The organism is Orenia metallireducens (genome assembly GCF_003001995.1).
GTDB lineage: Bacteria > Bacillota > Halanaerobiia > Halobacteroidales > Halobacteroidaceae > Orenia > Orenia metallireducens_B.
Window position 1 is genome coordinate 1 of the sequence record NZ_PVNB01000081.1, and the last position, 1,636, is coordinate 1,636.

At 49.6% G+C, this 1,636-nt stretch carries 1 rRNA gene; it reads left to right on the forward strand.

The annotated features are described in order from the left end of the window. Nucleotides 1–21 precede the first annotated feature (21 nt). Nucleotides 22–1,563, forward strand: a 16S ribosomal RNA gene (locus BX659_RS18660). Nucleotides 1,564–1,636 lie beyond the last annotated feature (73 nt).

Genomic DNA, 1,636 nt, shown 5'->3' on the forward strand with positions numbered 1-1,636 from the left:
TATTCACATTTAAATAAATCTTTATTGGAGAGTTTGATCCTGGCTCAGGACGAACGCTGGCGGCGTGCTTAACACATGCAAGTTGAACGCGAAAGTTTTCTTCGGAAAATTAGTAGAGTAGCGGACGGGTGAGTAACGCGTGGGTAATCTACCTTTAAGTTAGGAATAACTTCTCGAAAGAGAAGCTAATACCTAATAATCTCTTACGAGCAAAGATGGCTTCTTCTTAGCTATCGCTTAAAGATGAGCCTGCGTCCCATTAGCTTGTTGGTGAGGTAAAAGCTCACCAAGGCAACAATGGGTAGCCGACCTGAGAGGGTGATCGGCCACACTGGGACTGAGACACGGCCCAGACTCCTACGGGAGGCTGCAGTGGGGAATCTTCCGCAATGGACGAAAGTCTGACGGAGCAACGCCGCGTGAACGATGAAGGCCTTCGGGTCGTAAAGTTCTGTCCTTTGGGAAGAATACTTTAGTTACTAATACTAGCTAGAGTTGACGGTACCTTTGGAGGAAGCTCTGGCTAACTACGTGCCAGCAGCCGCGGTAATACGTAGAGAGCAAGCGTTGTCCGGAATCATTGGGCGTAAAGGGTACGCAGGCGGTCTATTAAGTCAGAGGTGAAATCCAACAGCTCAACTGTTGAACTGCCTTTGATACTGGTAGACTTGAGGATAAGAGAAGAAAACGGAATTCCTAGTGTAGCGGTGAAATGCGTAGATATTAGGAAGAATACCGATGGCGAAAGCAGTTTTCTAACTTATTCCTGACGCTCAGGTACGAAAGCTAGGGTAGCAAACGGGATTAGATACCCCGGTAGTCCTAGCCGTAAACGATGGATACTAGGTGTTGGGGGTTCGACCCCCTCGGTGCCGCAGTTAACGCATTAAGTATCCCGCCTGGGGATTACGACCGCAAGGTTGAAACTCAAAGGAATTGACGGGGACCCGCACAAGCGGTGGAGCATGTGGTTTAATTCGATGCAACGCGAAGAACCTTACCAGAACTTGACATCCCTGTGACTATCTCTTAATCGAGAGTCTTCCCTTTTGGGAACACAGGTGACAGGTGGTGCATGGCTGTCGTCAGCTCGTGTCGTGAGATGTTGGGTTAAGTCCCGTAACGAGCGCAACCCCTATCCTTAGTTGCCAGCACGTAATGGTGGGGACTCTAAGGAGACTGCCGCGGAAAAACGCGGAGGAAGGTGGGGATGACGTCAAGTCATCATGCCCCTTATGTTCTGGGCTACACACGTGCTACAATGGCTTATACAGAGGGTTGCTACATCGTGAGATGATGCTAATCTCTAAAGTAAGTCTCAGTTCGGATTGCAGGCTGCAACTCGCCTGCATGAAGCTGGAATCGCTAGTAATCGTGGATCAGAATGCCACGGTGAATACGTTCCCGGGTCTTGTACACACCGCCCGTCACACCACCCGAGTCGGGGGCACCAGAAGTCGTCGGCCTAACTTTTAGAAGGAGACGCCGAAGGTGCGTTCGGTAAGGGGGGTGAAGTCGTAACAAGGTAGCCGTACCGGAAGGTGCGGCTGGATCACCTCCTTTCTAAGGAGTCTATAATATAACTCCAGTCGAACTTGGTCAAACTGCATTGTTTAGTTTTGAGAGACTAAAATCT